16 protein-coding genes and 1 tRNA gene are annotated in these 21,159 nt (G+C 42.8%); 13 read left to right on the forward strand and 4 right to left on the reverse strand.

Translation table 11 applies throughout. The features are described from left to right. Nucleotides 1-137 precede the first annotated feature (137 nt). The 6 genes from glgP to AC2VE5_RS02320 all read left to right on the forward strand — a co-directional run bounded on the left by glgP (nucleotide 138) and on the right by AC2VE5_RS02320 (nucleotide 8,764). Complete coding sequence (glgP, locus tag AC2VE5_RS02295; RefSeq protein WP_486886166.1) at nucleotides 138-2,381, forward strand: alpha-glucan family phosphorylase; 2,244 nt, start codon at nucleotides 138-140, stop codon at nucleotides 2,379-2,381. A 261-nt stretch (nucleotides 2,382-2,642) separates the two neighbouring features. Continuing rightward, the gene (locus tag AC2VE5_RS02300) at nucleotides 2,643-3,818 is read left to right on the forward strand and encodes a PEP-CTERM sorting domain-containing protein (protein ID WP_486886167.1); all 1,176 of its coding nucleotides are present in this window, start codon (nucleotides 2,643-2,645) and stop codon (nucleotides 3,816-3,818) included. A 154-nt stretch (nucleotides 3,819-3,972) separates the two neighbouring features. After that, nucleotides 3,973-5,658, forward strand: a complete 1,686-nt coding sequence (gene ilvD / locus AC2VE5_RS02305; RefSeq protein ID WP_486886168.1) for a dihydroxy-acid dehydratase — start codon at nucleotides 3,973-3,975, stop codon at nucleotides 5,656-5,658. A 201-nt stretch (nucleotides 5,659-5,859) separates the two neighbouring features. Further along, nucleotides 5,860-7,062 carry an RNA-guided endonuclease InsQ/TnpB family protein gene (locus AC2VE5_RS02310; RefSeq protein WP_486886169.1) on the forward strand — a complete coding sequence of 401 codons (1,203 nt, stop codon included), beginning with the start codon at nucleotides 5,860-5,862 and terminating at the stop codon, nucleotides 7,060-7,062. Nucleotides 7,063-7,276: 214 nt separating this feature from the next. Next, nucleotides 7,277-7,843 (forward strand): hypothetical protein, encoded by a 567-nt coding sequence (locus tag AC2VE5_RS02315; RefSeq protein WP_486886170.1) that lies wholly within the window; start codon nucleotides 7,277-7,279, stop codon nucleotides 7,841-7,843. A gap of 516 nt (nucleotides 7,844-8,359) precedes the next feature. Next, a complete protein-coding gene (locus AC2VE5_RS02320) occupies nucleotides 8,360-8,764 on the forward strand; it encodes a response regulator (RefSeq protein WP_486886171.1) in 405 nt (134 codons plus the stop codon). 114 nt (nucleotides 8,765-8,878) lie between these two features. Here AC2VE5_RS02320 and AC2VE5_RS02325 read toward each other — a convergent pair whose 3' ends face one another. Both AC2VE5_RS02325 and AC2VE5_RS02330 read right to left on the reverse strand, forming a co-directional pair. Next, on the reverse strand, nucleotides 8,879-9,247 hold the full coding sequence (locus AC2VE5_RS02325; protein WP_486886172.1) for a Na-translocating system protein MpsC family protein: 369 nt from the start codon (nucleotides 9,245-9,247) through the stop codon (nucleotides 8,879-8,881). A 116-nt stretch (nucleotides 9,248-9,363) separates the two neighbouring features. Next, entirely contained in the window at nucleotides 9,364-10,419 is a 1,056-nt protein-coding gene (locus AC2VE5_RS02330) for a zinc-dependent dehydrogenase (protein ID WP_486886173.1), read from the reverse strand. Between the two features lie 151 nt (nucleotides 10,420-10,570). Here AC2VE5_RS02330 and AC2VE5_RS02335 point away from each other — a divergent pair, with 151 nt between their 5' ends. From AC2VE5_RS02335 to aroH, 3 genes are all read left to right on the forward strand, one after another. Next, nucleotides 10,571-12,496: a protein kinase domain-containing protein gene (locus tag AC2VE5_RS02335; RefSeq protein ID WP_486886174.1), complete on the forward strand. Its 1,926-nt coding sequence runs from the start codon at nucleotides 10,571-10,573 to the stop codon at nucleotides 12,494-12,496. Between the two features lie 132 nt (nucleotides 12,497-12,628). Continuing rightward, a complete protein-coding gene (sppA, locus tag AC2VE5_RS02340) occupies nucleotides 12,629-13,480 on the forward strand; it encodes a signal peptide peptidase SppA (RefSeq protein WP_486886175.1) in 852 nt (283 codons plus the stop codon). A gap of 105 nt (nucleotides 13,481-13,585) precedes the next feature. Continuing rightward, the gene (gene aroH / locus AC2VE5_RS02345; RefSeq protein WP_486886176.1) at nucleotides 13,586-13,993 is read left to right on the forward strand and encodes a chorismate mutase; all 408 of its coding nucleotides are present in this window, start codon (nucleotides 13,586-13,588) and stop codon (nucleotides 13,991-13,993) included. 7 nt (nucleotides 13,994-14,000) lie between these two features. Here aroH and crtR read toward each other — a convergent pair whose 3' ends face one another. Then, on the reverse strand, nucleotides 14,001-14,936 hold the full coding sequence (crtR, locus tag AC2VE5_RS02350; protein WP_486886205.1) for a beta-carotene hydroxylase: 936 nt from the start codon (nucleotides 14,934-14,936) through the stop codon (nucleotides 14,001-14,003). Nucleotides 14,937-15,222: 286 nt separating this feature from the next. Between crtR and pyk the strand changes: the two genes are divergently transcribed. The 4 genes from pyk to AC2VE5_RS02370 all read left to right on the forward strand — a co-directional run bounded on the left by pyk (nucleotide 15,223) and on the right by AC2VE5_RS02370 (nucleotide 20,226). Beyond that, nucleotides 15,223-16,992 carry a pyruvate kinase gene (gene pyk, locus AC2VE5_RS02355; protein ID WP_486886177.1) on the forward strand — a complete coding sequence of 590 codons (1,770 nt, stop codon included), beginning with the start codon at nucleotides 15,223-15,225 and terminating at the stop codon, nucleotides 16,990-16,992. Next, on the forward strand, nucleotides 16,992-17,357 hold the full coding sequence (locus tag AC2VE5_RS02360; RefSeq protein ID WP_486886178.1) for a DUF1818 family protein: 366 nt from the start codon (nucleotides 16,992-16,994) through the stop codon (nucleotides 17,355-17,357). Before pyk ends, AC2VE5_RS02360 begins: the two co-directional genes overlap by 1 nt. A 43-nt stretch (nucleotides 17,358-17,400) precedes the next feature. After that, nucleotides 17,401-17,474, forward strand: a tRNA-Pro gene (locus AC2VE5_RS02365). A gap of 1,270 nt (nucleotides 17,475-18,744) precedes the next feature. After that, complete coding sequence (locus AC2VE5_RS02370; protein ID WP_486886179.1) at nucleotides 18,745-20,226, forward strand: hypothetical protein; 1,482 nt, start codon at nucleotides 18,745-18,747, stop codon at nucleotides 20,224-20,226. A gap of 162 nt (nucleotides 20,227-20,388) precedes the next feature. Here the strand turns inward: AC2VE5_RS02370 and AC2VE5_RS02375 are convergent, their stop codons facing one another. Continuing rightward, on the reverse strand, nucleotides 20,389-21,135 hold the full coding sequence (locus AC2VE5_RS02375) for a creatininase family protein (RefSeq protein WP_486886180.1): 747 nt from the start codon (nucleotides 21,133-21,135) through the stop codon (nucleotides 20,389-20,391). Nucleotides 21,136-21,159: the final 24 nt, after the last annotated feature.

The following is a 21,159-nucleotide window of genomic DNA, read 5'->3' on the forward strand; positions in this document are numbered from 1 at the left end:
AACAAAATAAGATAACCTTATTAATTACTCCAACTTTAGGACAAGCTACCTTGCAAACACTCCAGCAATGCTTGCCAGAGCAAGAAGGAGTAGATCCGAAATTGAGAGCGGTTAACCAGCACGGATAGCATTAATTTATGATTCATAGCAGTGTAATGACCCCAGCCCAAAAGCTGAGTGAGAAATTACCTTTTCCCCTCAAACGTTTAGCCGACTTAGCGTATAACTATTGGTGGTGTTGGACAGACAACCGCATCACTTTATTTAAAAGCATCGATCCCCAAGAGTGGGAGCGCTGCGGACATAATCCAGTAATGGTACTGGAATCCGCCTCTTACGAGCGTCTTACTCAAGTTGCCAGCGATCCCCTGTACATCAAGCAACTACAGGAATTAGTTGCCCAGTTTGACGCTTACATGGCAGAGCAAGATACTTGGGTAAGTAAAGTAGCGCCGCAAATTTCTAAAAATTCTCCCATTGCCTATTTTTGTGCAGAATTTGGCATTCACGAGTCTTTACCCGTTTACTCTGGTGGCTTGGGTATCCTCGCTGGAGATCACCTCAAATCTGCGTCTGATTTGGGTGTACCCTTAATTGGTGTCGGTTTACTCTATCGCCAAGGTTACTTTCGCCAACGTTTAAATCGTGATGGTTGGCAAGAAGAAGTTTATATTGATAATCCCTTCTTCCATATGCCTGTAGAATTAATCAAAAACGATCGCGGTGAAGCGTTAACAATTGAATTAGAAATTCGTCAGCGCGTGGTCAAAGTCCAAATTTGGCGAGTCCAAGTTGGCAGAGTAAGTTTGTACTTGTTAGATACTGATAGACAAGACAACGATCCGATCGATCGCTGGCTGACGGGACACCTCTACGGTGGCAACCAAGATACCCGGATTGCTCAAGAAGTGGTACTAGGTATTGGCGGCGTTCGAGCGCTTAAAGCGTTAGGAATTACGCCATCGATTCATCACCTCAACGAAGGTCATGCGGCATTCTGTACATTGGAAGTAGCCAGACAAAAAATTGAGCAAACAAGCAAATCTTTCTATGACATAGAAGCTGACGTTCGCAAAACTTGCGTTTTTACAACTCATACCCCCGTACCCGCCGGACATGATGTATTTTCGCCGGATTTGATGGATTCCTACTTTGCTCACTATTGGTCTAGTTTGGGAATGTCCCGCGAACAATTTTTAGCATTGGGTGCGAGAAGATTAGGCGATCCTTGGGAACCCTTTGGTATGACAGTGTTGGCATTGCGGATGTGTCGCGCGGCGAATGGCGTAAGTCAGTTGCACGGCGAAGTTTCCCGGAAAATGTGGACGGTAATGTATCCCGAACGTCCAGAAAATAAAGTCCCCATTGGCCATATTACTAATGGCGTTCATGCTCCAACTTGGACGGCTCCATTGTTGTCTGATTTGTACGCTCAGTATTTGGGCGCAGATTGGAAAAATCGCGCTATCGATCCCAAAATGTGGGAAGCGGTTGACCAAATTCCCGATGGCGAATTGTGGTGGCGACATCAAGTATTAAAAGAGCGGTTAATTGCCCATACACGCTACAAAGTCACCAAAGCACGGGAGCAAAGAGGAGAAAGTAGCGATCGCATTTCTGCCGCTACAACGCTCCTAGACCCCGATGTACTTACAATTGGCTTTGCAAGGCGTTTTAGTCCTTACAAGCGCGGCGAAAGGCGTTTTAGTCCTTACAAGCGCGGCGACTTGATTCTACGCGACGCGGAAAGGGCATTGAAAATTTTTGGTAATAGCGATCGCCCAGTCCAAATTGTGTTTGCCGGAAAAGCTCACCCCGCCGATGAGGAAGGTAAGCGAATTATTCAGCGCTTGATGGAATGGTGCAGACATTCAGCAATTCAAAAGCGAGTAGCTTTGATTGAAGACTACGACATCTACACTGGTCAAAAATTGGTGCAAGGTGTAGATGTGTGGTTGAATAATCCCCGCCGTCCTTTAGAAGCTTCGGGAACTAGCGGACAAAAAGTTTGTTTCAACGGCGGCATTAATTGCAGCGTTTTGGACGGCTGGTGGTGTGAAGGCTACCAACAGGGAGCCGATGGTAAGGGAACTAATGGTTGGGCAATTGGCGAAGATGCTCATACTAGCGACCAAGAAGTACAAGATCGAATTGATTCAGAGTCTTTGTACAAGTTGCTAGAGGAAGAAATTGTACCTCTGTACTACGATCGCGATGCCCAAGGCATTCCCCACGGTTGGGTAGCAATGATGAAGGTTTCTATTAAAACTAATGCGCCTTTGTTTAACACCGATCGCATGATTGCCGATTATGTCACCAAGGTGTACGCCCCAGACTGTAAACCGACTTCTACGCCGAGTTTAGCTCAGGTAATTGTTTAATTAATTGGTTGATTTAAAGAGAGGGCAACCTGCAAGGGTTGCCCTCTCTTTATTGGCACGCAAATATAAAAACTTACAAATAAATAATTAATCTAGCGAAGAAGAATAAAACCCTCATGAGGTAGATTTAGTAGCGATAAAACTTTGCCAAGCTTGTGCAAGTCATAATTACTCACTATTGACGGGCGGCTCTACCCAGCGCTCTTGACAATTTAGAGTTGCTGTTGAAACCTAGACCATTTACCTAACAAAACAGCAAGCATGAACGCATACAGGATTGGTTCACTCAGCCTAGCACTAACAGCAATGTCCTTAGTCGGACTAGCTACTTCTTTCCCTGCCGCCGCCGCAACTTTTTATAATGTCACCGATCTTGGTATTGCCAGAGAGTCCGGCGATACTATTGCTACAGGCATCAACGATTTAGGTCAAGTTATTGGCATCTCTGTTTTTAGTGAAGGAGCTAGAGAGTCTTTTCGTACTGCCCCTAATAGTCCAATTAATCCAACCACAGATATTGTAGTTAGTCTTGCCAATGGGGAAAGTACGCCCAACGACATCAATAACTCTGGTGAAGTTGTGGGCACTGGCATTCCCTTTAGTCGATTTACAACAGGCTTTCTAACTCAACCTAATGGCTCTACAGGAGTAAATACTCTATTTCTTGGTGATGCTAACGCCATCAATGATTCGGGGCAAGTAACTGGCAGAGGCTTAGTTACCGATCCTTCTACCACCGCGTCAATTTATCATGCTGTACTTGTAAATCCTGATGATGACGCTGCTGGATTTATTGACTTAGGCACTCTTGGAGGTACATCCAGCGCTGGTAACGGTATCAATAATTCAGGACAGGTTGTAGGTAGTTCAGAGACGGCTAGCGGTGAAACTCATGCCTTTCGTACTGCCCCTAATAGTGTGATTAATTCGGCAACCGATGACTTAGGAACCCTTGGCGGTGATTTTAGCTCGGCTACGGATATCAACGATTTAGGTCAAGTTATTGGCAGTTCCACTACAGCTAGTGGTGAAACTCGCGCTTTTCTTACCGATGCCAACAGTACCATAGATGCCAGCGACGATCTCGGAACCCTTGGCGGTAGTTTTAGTATTGCTTACAGCATCAACGAGTCAGGCTTAGTAGTGGGTGATTCGGAGTTAGTAGATGGGAACGATCGCGCTTTCGTATACGATGGAACCGATCTATTTGACCTCAATACGCTGATAACTGAAAACTCTGGCTTTGTACTAACGAGTGCTAGAGGTATCAACGAGTCAGGACAAATTGCGGCTACGGCATTTTTTGCTGATACTCAAACCTCCCGCGCATTCTTGCTAACACCCGTTCCCGAACCTACAACGATGCTAGGCGTACTAGCTTTTAGTGCGGGTGCTGGCTTCTTGCGCAAAAGATCCAAACAAAAACAAAAAGTATAAACAGCTAGATAAAATTTAGCTAAAAGCCAGAGGAATGTTTATAAGTCTTCTGGCTTCGTTTTTTGTAGATGTTAACTTGCGATCGCACCTAACAACACCAAATGACAAATGTAATACACTAGCCAAATGGAGATATAGAAAAAAGGATATAAAAATGCCCGATAATCTCAAAAGTCAAGTTGTAACCCAAGGTACAGCGCGATCGCCTAATCGAGCCATGTTACGCGCTGTCGGCTTTACTGACGGAGATTTTACTAAACCAATTGTTGGGCTTGCCAACGGCTACAGCACAATTACACCCTGCAATATGGGCATAAATAAGCTGGCTTTAAAAGCCGAGGCTGCCTTGCGTAATGCTGCCGCGATGCCGCAAATGTTCGGCACAATAACTATTAGCGATGGCATTTCTATGGGAACTGAAGGGATGAAATATTCCCTTGTATCGCGAGAAGTGATCGCCGATTCGATTGAAACTGCTTGCACCGGACAAAGTATGGACGGAGTGCTGGCAATTGGCGGTTGCGACAAAAATATGCCCGGAGCGATGATTGCGATCGCCCGCATGAATATTCCAGCTATTTTTGTTTATGGTGGCACAATTAAACCCGGTTATCACGACGGGCGCGATTTGACTGTGGTTAGTTCCTTTGAAGCTGTGGGACAGTACAGCGCTGGAAAAATTGACGAAAGAGAATTACTTGAAATTGAGCGCAAAGCTTGCCCTGGGGCGGGTTCTTGTGGGGGAATGTTTACGGCTAATACCATGTCAAGTGCGATTGAAGCTATGGGCATGAGTTTGCCTTATTCTTCCACAATGGCAGCAGAAGACGAGGAAAAAGCCAATAGCGCCGAAAAGTCAGCTTTTGTATTAGTTGATGCTATCCGCCAGCAACTATTGCCTCGACAAATTCTCACCCGTAAAGCTTTTGAAAATGCGATTTCGGTAATTATGGCGGTGGGTGGTTCGACAAATGCTGTACTGCATATGATGGCGATCGCTCATTCTGCCGGAGTAGAGTTATCTTTAGATGATTTTGAAACTATCCGCGCCCGCGTCCCTGTAATTTGCGACCTCAAACCCAGTGGAAAATACGTTGCTACTGACTTGCATCAAGCTGGGGGGATTCCTCAAGTGATGAAAATGCTGTTGGCGCATAACTTACTACATGGAGATGCGTTAACGATTACAGGTCAAACTGTTGCTGAAGTATTGGCAGATATTCCCGAAACGCCTCGTTCCGACCAAGATGTGATTCGGACATGGGATTATCCCATGTACGCTCAAGGTCATTTAGCCATTCTCCGGGGCAATTTAGCCACTGAGGGGGCAGTTGCCAAGATTACTGGAGTAAAAAAACCTGTTATTACTGGTCGCGCCCGTGTGTTTGATTCGGAAGAAGCTTGCTTAAAGGCAATTTTGGCAGGGCAAATTGTCGCTGGAGATGTAATTGTAATTCGCTACGAAGGTCCCAAAGGCGGGCCGGGAATGCGCGAAATGCTGGCTCCAACTTCGGCAATTATTGGTGCTGGTTTAGGGGACTCTGTGGGCTTAATTACCGATGGACGCTTTTCTGGCGGTACTTATGGCATGGTTGTCGGTCACGTTGCCCCAGAGGCTTTTGTCGGCGGCGCGATCGCCCTCGTCCAGGAAAATGACACAATTACTATTGATGCTCATGCTCGTTCGTTAAATCTGCACGTGTCTGAGGAAGAATTAGCAATGCGTCGCGCCCAGTGGCTACCGCCTAAACCTCGTTATACAACAGGCGTATTAGCAAAATATGCCCGGCTGGTAGCTTCTAGCAGTGTTGGAGCCGTGACAGACCTAAATCTAGGTTAAAAAAGGGTTTTATTTTCCCTCTTTTGGTCACCTAGGATGTCGCAAGGATGCCCACACTATAGAACGAGGGTACTCCCAATGTTCTTAGTGTGTGGACGCGAATAATGCGGGAAGCAGAGCTACACCGCATTTTCGCGGTCGGAATTGCGACCAATAAATAAATTGAACGGAGCGAATCATTGTAGTGATATAATATTATGTATGCAGCAAGTATTGACAATAGTTTGCAAAATTAACCCGGCTTCTACGCAAGTGGCAAAAATAGATGCTACTTTAAAAGCGTTTGCGGATGCTTGCAACTATATCAATGAGGCTGTAGACCCAAAACTAACAAACAACGTCAGGATTCAAACCCTAGTCTACAAGCAAGTTAGAGAACAGTTTGGCTTAAGCGCAAACTTAGCTATTCGTGCTATTAACCGAGTGGCAGGAAACCGCAAGGCTGCCAAAAAGGAAGATAAACCCGTTCTAAAGTTTAAGCCTACTAGCGCTGATTACGACGCACGAATCTTTGCGTTTAGAGAGTCCGATTGGACAGTTAGCTTAACTTTAAATGGTGGCAGGGAAAGGTTTAAGTTGCGACTGGGCAACTACCAATTAGGTAAGCTAATGGGCAGTAATCCTACGAGCGCAACTCTAGCGAAACATCGCAATGGTAGCTACTCAGTTAACATCCAAGTTAAAACAACTGCGCCCGATATTAAACCCACTGATACCGTGATTGGTTGTGATTTAGGGCGTACAGATATCGCCGTAACCTCGCTTGGGGACAAGCATAGCGGTAAACAAATAACTCAAAAAAGAAATAAGTATGCACTGGCCAGAGCGTTAGTCCAAACCAAATCTACTAAAGGCACGAGGAGTTCAAGGCGCAGTTGCCATCGACTTCTAGCACGGCTATCGGGTAGAGAAAAAAAGTTCCAGTCATGGCATTCTCATAAAATAAGCAAGCAGTTGGTAGTGCAGGCAAAAGAATTTAATTCAGTAATTGCACTAGAAGATTTGACCGGAATCAGAGAAAGAACAAATAAGCAACCAAGAAGCAAAAAAGAGCGCCGATTATCTAATAATTGGGCGTTCTACCAATTACGCCAATACATAATATATAAGGCTATTGGGGCTGGCGTAAAAGTTGTTTTAATTCCGGCTGCCTACACCTCAAAAACTTGCCACAAATGCAACCACATCCATCCCGAAGAAAATCAGTCTTATAGGCATGGAAAGTATTTTAGATGCGGGCATTGCTTGTGGACTGGGGATGCGGACTTGAACGCCGCAATGAACATTCAGCAATGGGGTGTCGCCGTAAACACGCCCGAACAATCGTCTCTAGCTTGCCCCGTACCGCTTGTAGGACAGGTTGAAAGCCCGCGCTATATTGCCTTAGCAATTAGCGCCGGGTAGTTTACTAAAACCTGTCGAAGTGAAGGGCGGGCAAAACGTAGGTATCGCACTCTCTTACAAACTTGTGGGGAAGAAGACCTTCCCCACAAAGTTGGCGATGCTTCCCGCTTTATTGCCGTGGGCTAGGGGGAGCGAATGTAAGTACCAAAGTTTTCACCCCAATTCTTGTAGTATTTTCCTTGCTGCTACTTCAAAAAATCCTAATTTACTCAAAATGAAACTCAACCGCTTACCTGGAGAAGCCATTGTAAACTGGAGACAAGCAAAAGATTTTTTTACTACTGCTACCAGTGATTTTCAAGCTGCAACTCAAGACGTGAAAGATACATCCTCCGCAGCAATGCAAAATGCGATCGCATCTTCAATGGATAATTGGCTACAAGCTCATCCCGTGGTATTGCGGATTTTTAATATCATAATATGGGCAATTGACCGCCCGATTATCAGTTTTGTCATCATAATTTTGACAGTGGCGATTACTTTTAGTATTATTAAAGCCCTAAATCGTTTGCTAGAGATGGCTGGGTTGTCGCTATTACAAGCACCATTTAGGCTGATTAAAACTATATTTAAGTTTGGTTGGTTGGGTAGCTTGGGTATCAAGCAGAAATTTACTAATAAAAATGTTTCTGACTTAGCCTTTAATAAGACAGATACAACTATTGTCCAAAACCCGCAGCAGAGATTAGCAGAAATTTCTCAGAGATTGCAAGTGCTGCAAAAAGAGCATAATGAACTTTTGCAAGAAGCCGCGACAATTTTAACTCTAAATAAGAGTTAGTAGCTTTAGTTAGGCGCAGATAGAAAGCTTAAATCTTGAATTTATCAAGTCTTAAAAAATTGATGGCAATTTATAGCAAATTAATCGTTTTTGAAGTGTAGCAGGCAGAACTATTTAGAAGTCAATTTATGCAAACTGCTTGAACGTAAGTTTTAGCGAAGATAATCGCTTGCATAGATTGTTATTTCTCTAAAATTAGCGCTATTTATACAGCTTGCTAGTCTTATCCTCTAAGTTTTGCTTGAATAGCGCCTTTTTTGGGCTTTTATGCCCAAATATATGAATAACTGCCAAAGGAAGGTAAAATTATTAGTAGTTGCTTACTTTAATCGGCTTGCTATCAAACTTCATTGTTAGTTCAAAAGCAGCAACCTGATGTACGAATTACGAGCCAGTTCATTGCAAGCGCCATACTTGCCGCTTGGGGAATGCCTCGTCGTAGGTTTAACAAAATAATTGCTGTTTTGTAGGCTAGTAGTTTCCGCTAGTCTATCTACGACTTTCCTTAACCTAATTATGAGCGTCCAAAATCCTTCTATAGGCTCCCAAGATAACACTCAGCCTTTAATTTTAGCTGTTGATGACAATGAAGACAATTTACAATTAATCAGCGAACTCTTAACGATTATGGACTGCTGTTTTATTACGGCTCAAGATGGTGAAAGTGCTATAACTATGGCACAAAAGTATCAACCAAAACTAATTTTATTGGATATGATGTTGCCGGATTTGAGTGGAATAGAAGTTGCTAATTGTCTCAAGCAAAATCCGCAAACGATGGAAATTTTAATTGTTGCAGTTACAGCTATGGCAAGAGCAGAAGACAAAGAAAATTTTGTGAAGGCAGGTTGTGATGACTGCGTTACTAAGCCTTATGTAATTGATGAATTAGAAGCGATAATTCGTCGCTATATATCTTAGCTGAACTCCTTAGATTGAAAGGTTTAGATGTTAGGTATTAGGTGTTGTATTGCAAAGCAGAACTAAAAATACAAGACCAAAAACTTAAGATCCAAAGCCTATTGCCAGCCTAGGTTAGGGATTGCGAAATTGGGGTGTTTCTGCCAAAATAGCAATAGTAGCACTACGACCTGTCTCTAATTTAGCATTGCTTAATAGATCGATTACGCTGACTCCAACTACTTCTTCAATTAATGCTTTCAGTTGTGGTTGCAGCGCCTCATCTAGCTCAGAACGTACTTGCTCTGCTAAGTCTTGTTGACCGTTATTAACTAAAACTTGCTCTGGTTGAGTGATAGAGTCTTCAAGAATAATCGCGATTTTTCCATCAAAAATTTGGCATACTACTCGACTTGGTTTATGTTCTAATTGAGCGCGGTACAAAGATTGAATTCGCTGGGATAGCGTTCTTTCTATTTGTCCGCGTGTAGGAGATGGATTCATAACTATCAAGATTCAGCAGAAATATCTATCGTTAGATAGATGATAAAGTTAAACAGTGTCATTTTATTAAAAATTATAAAAATATATCCAAAGATAGATTTTTATAATTAGCCCAACTACTCTAATTCAGGATAGATCAGAATCTTTAAAGTATCGGGCTGAGGGGAAGTTGCTCTGGCAACAGCCGCCGGAAGTTCTTGCAAAGAAAAGCGATCGCTAATTAAAGCATTAACATCAATTCGTTGATTAAAAACAATATCTGCCGCCAAACTTTGCAAGCGATAAGAAGAACTATAACTACCCATCAAATCGATCTCTCGGCGGTAAAGAATATTGGGATTAATCGGAATCTCTAATTGGTCTGGAAACTCAGCAAAAAACAAAATTTTGCCGCCTTTACGAGTGCAATCAAGGGCTTGGAAAAAAGCTTTATCGCTAGGAACAGCAAGCAAAGTAGTATCAACGCCCATGCCATCAGTCATTGCTAGTATGTTTGCAGTTAAATTGGGATCGCGAGCATCAATTGCCGCTTCAGCGCCTACACTCAAAGCCTTTTCTAAACGAGTAGGCAGTAAATCCGTAGAAATCGCTCTACCACCAAAATACTTAATTAACATGATAAACATCAAGCCAATAGGACCTGCGCCCGTGACAAGTACCGATTCACCCGGAGCAATTTGGGCTTTTTTTACAGCTTTGAGACAGCAGTTAGTCGGTTCGACAAAACTCGCTTGTTCAAAACTAACGCGATCGGGAATGGGGATTAAACCCCCATTACGGACAATATGACCGGGAACTTTGACATACTCGGCAAACCCGCCACCACTAGCATTAAAACCCGCCGTTGTCGAGATATTTTTGTAAATATCGCACATAGAAAAATTGTCATGTAGGCAGTATTGACAGCGCATACAAGGAATATGGTGCATGACAACTACTCTTTGTCCTACTTGCCAATTGCTAACGCTTTCACCTATTTTGGCAATAATTCCTGCCGTTTCATGTCCAAAAATGCGCGGTGGTTCGTAAAGTGGATAAAGAATTTTTTTGATATCTGACTGACATAATCCCACTACCTGAACTTGGACTAAAACTTCATCATTCTCAATAGTTGGTACAGGCAATTCCTCGTAACTTAATTGATTAACGCCTCTAAACACCTGTGCTTTCATAACTTTTTTACTCTTACCCAGCAACTTTAGACTTTAGCAAAACTCACAGCAAAAAAGGGCATAAGGTGTAAACGCCCTGACTATTGCATCTGTAGAAAGAGTTTCAATCCCTCGTTGGCAAGTAAAATTATACACACCAGTAATTTAGACAATGCTAGGCAAGCTACTCAAAGGACGCTATCAAATTATCGATACCCTCAATGCAGGAGGGTTTTGTCAAACTTATCTAGCAAAAGACATCTCGATTACTGACAGTCCAAGCTGCGTAATCAAACAACTCAAGCAGACATCCAGCAACGTTGCAAATTACCTCCCTACTTTCGACGAGTTACTCGGTAGAGAAGCTGAAGCCCTAAAAAAATTAGGCAACTATGACCGAGTTCCGCAACTATTGGCTCATTTTGAAGAAGACAATGAATTTTATTTAGTTCAAGAATTGATTGTCGGACATCCCTTAACAGAGGAATTAAATGCTGGCGAACAGTGGAGTGAAACTCAAGTTATAGAGTTACTACACGAAGTATTGAGCATTTTGGAGTACATTCACAGCCAAGGCTTGATTCATCGAGACATCAAACCCAGCAATCTAATTAGAAGACAGCGCGATCGCAAATTAGTTTTAATTGACTTTGGCGCAGTCAAGCAAGCTTGGACGCAAGTAATTACTGAAGGTGGCAAAACTTCTACTAATTATGCTTTTGGTATGGCGGCGACTATTGCCATCGGTACGCCAGGTTATGCCCCGCCAGAACAAGAACGAGGTATACCGCGCCCCAACAGCGATATTTATGCGTTAGGAATGATCGCAATTCAAGCAATTACAGGACTCGATCCTACGCAAATACTAGAAGATCAAGAAACTGGAGAAATATTGTGGCAGCAGCACGCCAAAGTTAGCGATCGCCTAACAAAAATCCTCGACAACATGGTACGCTACCACTTCAAAGAGCGCTACCAGACTGCAACAGAAGTAATTCAAGCTTTGCAGGTACAAGCAGATCCCATTCCTCAACCACTAACAGTCCCAGCGCCAGCTAAAACAAATCGGACAGATTCCCCAATTTTTACTAAGACAATAATGGGCATTGGCTTAGCTATTAGTTTAATGATTGGCGGCTACTATTTAGTAAAATCCCTTCCCCAACAAGCTGCGCCAAGCAAACAATCGAGCTTATTCAAGGGTAATCGCGTCAACAACATTACCCTAGCCCGAACTCTAAAAAGTCATTCTCAGTCTGTTTGGGCGATCGCCATCAGTGCCAACGGGCAGGTTTTGGCAAGCGGTAGCGAAGATAACACCATAAAGGTATGGAATGCCGCTACAGGGCAGCTACAGCGTACTTTATCGGCACATAAAGATACCGTTAGAGCCTTATCGATCAGTGCCGATGGAAAGGTTTTAGCTAGTGGGAGTGGAGATAACACAATCAAATTATGGGACTTGCCCAGAGGCAAGCTTATGGGTACATTTTCCGGTCATTCTAGCCCCGTTTGGTCAGTAGAGATTTCTAAAGATGGGCAAACGCTAGTTAGCGCTAGTGAAGATGGTAGTGTCAATATTTGGAATCTACGTACAGGTTCTGCCCAAACTATTGAATCGGCACACAGTAGTCGGATTTTTTCCCTTGTCCTCAGCCCTGACGCACAAACTTTTGCTACAGGTGGCAAAGATAAAACTATCAAAATCTGGCATCTGTCAACGGGTGAGCCCATTCGGACGATCACAGCCCATACTGATGCCGTCAGAGTTCTTGCCTATAGCCCCGACGGCAAAAAACTTGCTAGTGGTAGCTGGGATAAAACTATCAAGCTTTGGAACCCGCAAACTGGGAAACGATTGCAGACACTAACTGGACATCGCGATCGCATAGTTGCTCTAGTTTTTAGCAACAACGGGCAGCAGTTAGCCAGCGCGGGTATTGAACCCACAATTAAATTGTGGGATGCTACTAGCGGTAAATTACTTCATAAGTTTGGCGCACATTCCGACTGGATTTTATCTTTAGCAACAGTTCCCAGCAACAACAATTTAATTAGCAGTAGCAAAGATCGCACAATCAAAATTTGGCAGCGATAGATATAGTCAAACAGGGAATGCCCTAAATGAGGCAAACTAGATATATACAGCGCTTACCAATTGCTGGCATCACAAAATAGCAATGGCAGCGCTGGATACCAATTTATTTTTTAATTTCTGGTCTGACTGCTCATGATTTGGCCCTTTAAGCCTCGTTTTCAAAAACAAATTGCCCGCATAGAAATTACTGGAGCGATCGCCTCTAACACGCGCGTTCAAGTATTAAAAGCTCTCAAAACTGTCGAGGAGAAACGATTTCCGGCTTTATTACTCCGCATTGATAGCCCTGGGGGTACGGTGGGAGATTCTCAAGAAATTTATAGCGCCCTCAAAAAGCTCCGCGAAAAAGTCAAAATTGTTGCTAGTTTTGGCAATATTTCCGCTTCGGGTGGCGTTTATATTGGCGTAGGGGCAAACCATATTGTGGCAAACCCTGGCACAATTACCGGAAGTATTGGCGTAATTTTGCGTGGCAATAATATAGAACGCTTACTAGAAAAAATTGGGGTTTCGTTTAAGGTAGTTAAGTCTGGTCCCTACAAAGATATTTTGGCATTTGACCGCGAATTAACCGAGCCAGAACAGCATATTTTACAAGAACTAATCGACACAAGCTACCTGCAATTTGTGCAAACTGTCGCCGAAGGGCGCAACTTAAGTGTTGAAAAAGTAAAAAGCTTTGCTGATGGGCGAATTTTTACCGGACAACAAGCCCTAGAGTTGGGGGTAGTAGATAGATTAGGTACAGAAGAAGATGCTAGACGATGGGCTGCCGAGTTGGTAGGACTTGACCCTGAGAAAACGAAGTGCTACACCTTGGAAGAACGCAAACCATTTTTAAGCCGCTTACTAAATAATCAATCGGGTAAGGCAAGTGCTTTTACTTGCGACTTTAGGCAACTATCTGGTTTAGCCATGGGCAATGATTGGCTGGACTTTGAACTATCTACCAGTGGTTTGCCACTATGGATGTATCGACCTTAATTGAGGCTGACGATCTAAAAGTAGGACAATATTAAGCCTTCATGTACCCAAAAAACAGCTAATATTACAACAAAAACTCTAAAAGCTATACGGGAGGACTTGGGTGTGGAGTGGCGACTTCAGGCAATTCGGGGGGCAACAACTGCTACAGAAAACACAGTTGAAGCAATTACAGAAGCGGTAACAGAACTTTTGGATGAGACAGAAGCACGAAATCAATTAGATCCAACCCAGATTGTCAGTGCAACTTTCTCTGCTACCCGCGACTTGGATGCTATTTTTCCCGCCGCGATCGCTCGTCACCGCCCGTACTGGGACAATGTACCGATGCTAGATGTCCAGCAGATGCACGTTGCAGGTAGTTTGCAACGCTGCATCCGCTTTTTAATCCTTGTCAATATTCCAACTAATCGCCATAAAGTTTGTCACACCTACTTGCGCGAAGCGCAAAGCTTACGTCCTGATTGGAATTTGTCTCAGCCTCAAATATTTTCTCCTTCACCGATTGGGTAGTATAAAGTTATCCAGGTAATACTTCTGTTTGCTCTGAAAGCTCCCTTGGTATTACTACGGCTTTTTTATGGGGATGGATACCAATAAATAAGTCATAAATAAAGCTCCAAAAATCTCTTTTTTGTAACAACCCCGAAGTTTGATAACAACCCTTAGCATCTAAAAGCGGCTTAGTTGCGTAATAAGCATTTTGGTAGTTATACCAAGGAATTGAGGGCCATAGGTGGTGAATCAAATGATAATTCTGCCCCATGATCAAGATATTAAGAACTTTACCGGGATAAACTCTAGCATTTTTCCAGCGATCGCGTTCTTGATGGGGACGATGAGGCAAGTAGTCAAAAAAGAACCCCAAAGCTAACCCAACTATGGCAGTAGGAATAAACCAAAAGTTGAGAATATAACCCAAAAAGTGATACTGAATCGAAACGTAGAAAATAACTGCCACTAAAGCGCGACTAAAAAACCATTCCCACAATTCTTGTTTTTGCCACAGTTGGCGTTTGAAGAAAAATATCTCGTGATATAAAAACCGGACGGGAATCAACCACAATGGTCCGGCGGTAGAAACATAATGATCTGGATCGTTTTCCGGATCGTTGACATGGGCGTGGTGTTGCAGATGTACCCGTGTAAATACGGGAAAAGCAAAAGCCAACAACAATGCACTACCATGACCTAAAACAGAATTAATGATGGGGTTGCGGTGAGCGGACTTATGACAAGCATCATGAATTACCGTCCCGCAAATATGTAAAGAAATTGTATTTGTTACAAAACAACACCAGTGGGGCCACTCCCAAAGCCAGTAACCAAAGTTGGATAACGCGATCGCACTAATCGCCGCTACAAACATCAGTAACGTCGGATTGCGATCGCCAGGAGGGCTGAGAAATTCCCTAGGGACTGTTGTCAGTGGCTTCTTTGCCTCCGACATGAGCATTTTTGACTCCTTCATAAATTAATCTGCACGTACCAAATAGTACGCCTAATAAGATAATAAAGTTTTGTTTCGCACAAGTCATCCTCCTTATCTCTATAGAGGTAGCCTAATGACGATATAATTGCGAAGCAAAATGGCACAAAACACATTACAGTAAGGCTGCAAGCAAGCTTTGAAAGCGGCAGTGAAGAAAAAGTAGTAGGCAGAAGTTAAATAAAATTCGCCTTGTGTCCCCTTTACCTTCCCTTGTCACCTTCCCTTGTCCCTTTCTCCAAATTTAGGCTTTATGCAACTAAGAGATTCTCAACGCCGAACAAAAATTGTCGCTACAATCGGACCTGCTACCAGTACGCCAGAAGTATTGAAAGCAATTATAGAAGCAGGGGCAACGACTCTACGACTGAACTTTTCTCACGGTACTCACGCCGATCATCAAAGAAGCGTGCGCTTAATTCGGCAAATTGCCTTTGAACTAAATCAGCCTGTAGGCATTCTTCAAGACTTACAAGGACCAAAAATTCGTCTAGGTAAGTTTGAAACGGGTGCGATCGAACTAAAAAAAGGCGACTTATTTACCTTAACTAGCAACTATATAGTTGGCACGCAAACTATTAGCTGCGTGACTTACGATCTTTTAGCCGACGAAGTACCTTGTGGGGCGGCAATTTTGCTTGATGATGGTCGAGTAGAAATGCAGGTCGAAGAAATAGATCGCCCAAACAAAAACTTGCACTGCCGCGTTGTTGTGGGTGGAACGCTCTCCAACAACAAGGGTGTCAACTTTCCAGGAGTTTATTTGTCTATCAAGGCACTCACCGACAAAGACCGGGAAGATTTAATTTTTGGTTTAGATCAAGGTGTAGATTGGATAGCTTTATCATTTGTCCGCAATCCCCAAGACGTACTAGAAATCAAACAACTAATCTCTAACGCTGGGAAGCAAGTCCCCGTCATAGTCAAAATTGAAAAGCATGAAGCCATTGAGCAAATGGAGGCAATTTTAGCTCTCAGCGATGGAGTAATGGTCGCTAGAGGTGATTTAGGCGTAGAACTCCCCGCCGAAGATGTTCCAATTCTCCAAAAGCGGCTAATTGCTACCGCAAATCGGTTAGGAATTCCGATTATTACAGCAACTCAAATGCTCGATAGTATGGTTACTAGCCCCCGTCCAACTCGCGCGGAAGTTTCGGACGTAGCAAATGCCATCTTAGATGGAACCGATGCCGTCATGCTGTCCAATGAGACCGCAGTAGGCAAGCACCCCGTAGAAGCTGTCGCAACAATGGCACGAATTGCCACGCGAATTGAGCAATTTCCCGCTTTAGCCGCTACCAATGCCAACCTTAAAGATACTCGTCAGTCGATTCCCAATGCCATTAGTCAAGCAGTAGGGCAAATTGCCGAACAATTAGATGCCGCCGCAATTATGACTTTAACCAAAACGGGTTCTACTGCTCGTAATGTTTCTAAATTTCGCCCCCGCAACCCAATTTTGGCTGTAACTCCTCACGTAGATGTCGCCAGACAGTTGCAGCTAGTATGGGGAGTAAAACCTTTGTTGGTATTAGATTTGCCTTCGGCGGGTCAAACTTTTCAAGCGGCAATTAATGTAGCTCAAGAAAAACAATTGCTATCCGAGGGTGATTTGGTCGTCATGAGCGCCGGGGCGCTGCAAGGAGTAGCAGGCTCGACAGATCTAATTAAGGTAGAAATTGTCACTGCCGTACTAGGTCAAGGCATCGGGCTTGGTTTAGGATCGGTAAGCGGTCGTGCTAGGGTGGCTCATACTGCTATGGATGTAGGTAACTTTAACCCTGGAGAGATATTAGTAGCACCGCGCACCAGTGCAGATTTTATTGAGGCAATTCGCAAAGCTGCGGGTATCATCACTGAAGATGAGAGCCTGACAAGTCATGCCGCAATTATTGGGTTGCGCCTTGGCGTTCCGGTAATTGTGGGTGTAAAACAAGCAACTCAAGTGATTCGAGATGGCACAATTTTGACTTTAGATATGCAGAGGGGTCTGATTTACTCTGGTACAGTCAAAAACAGCTAATGGAACGGGTACTTAAAACTGGCATTGGTTGGCGAATTGGCTGGAATCCACAAGCAGTCGAGTTTAAAGGATTAATAGGTACAGATGATTGGGCAATTGAACTTACAGAGGGGGAGTTGCAAGACTTTTGCCGCTTGTCTATGCAACTAGCCCAGACCATGAACCAGCTAAACAGCGAATTAATGGATGAAGAAAAAATTACTTGTGAAGCGCAAAGTAATTTACTTTGGCTAGAAGTTGCGGGCTATGCTCATAGCTACAATTTGCGATTGATTATCTTAAACGGACGTTGCGCGGAAGGTAGCTGGAACGAATCAGCCGTTAATGGTTTATTGCAAGCCGCGCAAACTCTGCAAGTTTTTTAGTTAGTTATTGCTCAAAATTTGTGTTAGTATAGTTTCTCTGGCACGGGGCGTAGCGCAGCTTGGTAGCGCGCCACTTTGGGGTAGTGGAGGTCTTGGGTTCAAATCCCAACGTTCCGATTTTATTAAGTTGGGCAAATCTGCCATAGTTTCGAGAATATGTGTAAAGGTATGTTTCCCAGGGAAAGCATACCTATTTTTGGTTTAATCAATTCCGGCACGAATTAAGAACAGAAATTACGTCCAGCAAGAAGCTGGCAAACTCAAAAAATCGTATTTTTGAGCAATTGCTGGCGCTAAGGTAGATCGTTGCATGGGTAAAGCTTAGACTATAACCATTTATATTTTCGTAGCCGTCGCCAGCTATGTTAACTGCGGTAGTTCTACAAGCAAATTATCTAAATGCACCTGAGAAAAGTTATGGCGCGAATTTTTGACGATCGCGATTTTCCGAGAATTAGCACTATACAGCTATTCATTGTTGTGGCTCGCTCTGCCTATTTTTAATTACAAAACTGCTGAATCTGTAATACAGATGTTTTAACAAAATCTACTAATTCTACAAGTTCTTCTCAGCTTTGCTTAAAGCATTATCCCTGTTCTAAGACAGTCTGAAAAAAAGAGTATAGATAGTAATTAATAATTTTGGTTGTCCCCACCCGATTCTCTTAATTCTCAAATTCAATTTCTTCACATAATCTTTTTATTGGGCGCAAATCTATGTAAATATACTGACTCGATTTATAGGTACAAGCGCAATCACTGCAAGTAAGATCAATTTAGCTAGAGACTGCAACCACTCTAGAATTACAAAGTCCAAGGACAGTAGATTGGTTTGCTCGGCGTAATCCTCTCTCCAGCCTCGAATTAGAGAGTATTATTTAAGCTTTTTACCTCAACTATCTAACAATTTTTTGTAAATGCAGTATATCTACCTCCAGTATATATGCGGCAATCTAGTTTAAATTAAGTTTTCAAATTGAAATAAATCCGTACAATCTCGCTTTGTTACTCTTAATAATTGCATTATCTTTATGTTGTAGGGTGGTTTTGTGAAGCTTTCATGCAGCTAACACTCAACCAGTTCTGCACATCTTAAAAGTGTCAATAGTTTTAACTATAGAAATTATTAATACTTTGGTTCTATTTCAGATTATTGGTTTAATTCCGCAAGCGTGGATTACTAACTAAAAATCTCCTAAGTGATTTCAACAACTTCTCCTTAGTCCGCAATACTAACAGATCTGTTTATTTAATCGCTTAAGAGGTTTAAAACCAAGAACTAATACTTCTTCCCTGCTTAACGCAAAAGCTTTGTAGCCGCAGGGTCAAAGCTTGCTGTTCTTATTTAGACAAATACACTTATTTTTCATATACAGGTTCAAACAAAATGAAATCTCAGACCAAACTCAACAAATTGATCAAGTTAGCATTCGCCGCAACTACATTGACTGCCTCTAATATATTACCAATGATTGCTGGAGCTATCCCCTCAGTTCAAGCTGCTCCAGTAACAGCAAAACGTGCTGACTCTTTTATAGATAGCATTTGTGTTAATACCCATTTTGGTTATGACGACACTCCTTACGGCAGTAGATATAGTACAGTCAAACAAAAATTAGTAGATTTGGGAGTTCGTCATATTCGTGATGGCAGTGTAAGAAGCGATGTTATTGCCAAATTCCAGGAACTGGCAGCAGCAGGAATCAAAACTACTTATATTATGAATCCGACCATTGGAGTTGCCCCAAATTCTTCATACTGGGTAAATGGACAGTATCACCAAATTAACGACCTTATTAAAAATAAAATAGGTACAAATGTCGTTGATGCGGTAGAAATAGCTAATGAAATCGATCTTAACTACAGTAACTATTACTGGCGTAAAACTGACACTGCCAAGTTAAATGACAATTCGTCATCATCTTTGTACTGGGTTTCTTATATCCGCAGTCTCACAAAAGATACATGGGATGCTTTAAAGAGTGATCCGGCTACCGCAGGGCTTACAGTCATTGGTCCTTCTTTGGGGCGCACTTATGACTACGCCAACAAATCACCTTTAGGAGACTTGAGTAATGTTGTCGATTGGGGTAATTTTCATCCCTATCCTTTTGGTGGCAACGCTTTTAACTACCCCTTTAGCTACAATACCATCAATAAATACTACTACGAGGGCAACTTCCCATCTATCAATATGGATGAAAATCCTTATGCAACGGATGTATACGCCTCACCCTTTGGTTCTAAACCGATGGCAGCAACAGAAACGGGCTACTTTACGACTGACACCGCCAAAGGAATTTCCGAACAGGTACACGGCAAATATATGCCACGTTTGTTTTTAGAATACTTCCGCAAAGGTATTGTCCGCACTTGCTCTTACGAGTTTCTTAATGAGTGGAATCAACCTACCAATTCTGAAGCTAATTTTGGTTTGTTGCGTAATGATTTGAGTGCAAAGCCAGCTTATACAGCTTTGAAAAACATGATCGCTAGGTTGAGAGATACTGGTACTAATGCTAAGACCTTTACGCCTACTGCTTTAGACTATTCGCTAACTGTTACTCCACCCACAGGATACAACCGGACTCAGTACGTACACAGCTTATTGCTACAAAAATCCTCTGGCGTATTTTATTTGGTATTGTGGCATGAAATTTCTAACGGTGACATTACCGCCACGCCGACTCGGACTATCAATCCGCCAACTATGCCTACTAAAGTGACTTTAAACACTCCAATCCGTAGTGCAATGCTTTCTACCTGGGATGATGCTGGTAATAGAGCCGAAACATCTATTGGTATTAGCAACAAAACTATTAGTGTGGGTGTAACAGACAAAGTGACTGTTCTCAAACTTACACCTTAATTGACTAAAGCTTAATTAATATATTTCCGTCGAGCTATTAATAAATTTGCTCGGCGGAAATTATTATTTACAATAAATTATAGTAAGTACATTACTTTTTTGGAGATGTGCCTACTGCATCAAAGCAACAGAAAACGCCTAAAGTTTTTGCCAAAGTTCAAATTATTGCTCATTTAAAAACTCTAAGTAGTTGTTGCTAAGTTCTTTTACAGCTAAGTCGTAAAATTGCTTGCCATGTTCGGGCGTAGCTAAAGCTGGGTTAGATCCCATCCGCCCGTCGGGGTAGCGTTTTTGAAAGTCGGCAGCACCATAGATTTTGTGTCCGCTACCGACTTCTGACGATAAGGGAGCATTTTTGATTACTTCTGGATAGATGTATTGAGTCAAAGCAACTTCACTTGGGGTTGCGTGAGAGCCTTCTTGATTCCCGTATAGTTCTTTGGCTAGACTGTAAACGGAGTGGCACATAAACCAGTTGCCTACTTGACATTGGACGAGGTGAGCATTGGGAATATTTAGGTCGGCTATATGGGCATAGGTTTCGGCAAAGGCAGCTTTGAGAGTAGCTATATTTCCCCCATGACCGTTGATAAAGAAAAATTTATTAAATCCCGCCCTAGCTAAACAGGTAACGTAGTCTCGAATCACCGAAATCATCGTACTGGGTCGGAGACTAATCGTACCAGGAAAGGCTGTATGGTGGAGTGCCATACCAACATTAATAGTCGGGGCAACTAAGGCATGAGTTGCTTCCCCCACACCAAAAGCGACTTCTTCGGCACAAATTGCATCAGTGCCAATTAAGCCTGTGGGTCCGTGTTGTTCGGTGGAACCAATCGGTAAAATGATCCCTTGCGATCGCTCTAAATAAGCTTCGACTTCACACCAAGTAGTTAAGTGCAATTGCATAATTAATTTTGATTCCAAGACTTA

This window comes from Aliterella sp. E5.1 (assembly GCF_057473825.1).